The 595-nt window shown below is 60.3% G+C and carries 1 protein-coding gene; it reads right to left on the bottom strand.

Going from position 1 to position 595, the window contains the following annotated elements:
* A partial coding sequence (locus ACRXB1_RS37265; RefSeq protein WP_449494925.1) for a hypothetical protein occupies positions 1-595 on the bottom strand: 595 nt, incomplete at both ends.

The following is a 595-nucleotide window of genomic DNA, read 5'->3' on the forward strand; positions in this document are numbered from 1 at the left end:
TTGATGTTGAAGCTGGTCGTGGTGTCCATCCAGTTCGACAGGAACGCGTTCACGACCGCCTGCTCCGTCGCGGGACTCGTGCCTTTCCAGACGCCGGTCTGCCCGCCGTTCCAGACGTCCAGCGGACTGCTGTCGCGAATGGTCCAGCCGCGTTGGACATCGGTCACGCCCACACCGTTATCCATTTCCTGCGCGCCCTTCAGCACGTAGAGGAAGTTGCGAATCGGCTCCGGTCTGCCACTGGCCTGATACAGGTTGTTGAGCAGCCCGTATGCATATTGCCAGTCGGTCGGCATGTGGACGTTATGCGCGCCCGAGCCCGGGTTCAACAGGATCTGCAGGTAATACCACTGGTTGGCCTTCACGTAATGCGCCACGGGGCTGCCGAACATACTGTTGTCGGCAGGGAAACCCTGGATATGCGGCGACACGTTGAAGACGAAGCGCCAGTATCCGCACCAGCCGCGCGTTTCGGCCTTGGGCGCTTTTTCCTCGTTCACCCAGGCAGCGGGGCAGTTTGTTTCCAGCGAAAAGTCCTGGGCAAGCTCCCACGACTTCATCAGTTGCCACTGCGCCGTACCGTACAGGTTCTTCT

Source organism: Caballeronia sp. M23-90 (assembly GCF_053574605.1).